At 68.3% G+C, this 243-nt stretch carries 1 pseudogene; it reads left to right on the top strand.

Going from position 1 to position 243, the window contains the following annotated elements:
* Nucleotides 1–243, top strand: a pseudogene (locus R0J92_RS25890) (uroporphyrinogen decarboxylase family protein); the annotation flags it as partial.

Here is a 243-nt window from a genome sequence, read left to right on the forward strand (position 1 = left end):
AGCGGGTTTTGCCAAACTTGGCCCCCCCACCGATGTGCACAAGACCTTGATCCCCATCTACTAGACCGTACGCCTCTTGTCGCGGGCGCGCCCCTCTGAGACTACGCTGATCGCCTTTGCCGGCGCGCCCTGGACCGTGGCCACTTCTATGATCGCCGGCCGCGGCGCCCCCGCCCAGGGGCCCGCGCACGCGCTGAGACCGGAGAATACCGCCCTGTTCGCGCCACTCCTGTCGCGCGTCAC

It is taken from the genome of Tritonibacter sp. SIMBA_163 (assembly GCF_046535935.1).
GTDB lineage: Bacteria > Pseudomonadota > Alphaproteobacteria > Rhodobacterales > Rhodobacteraceae > Epibacterium > Epibacterium scottomollicae.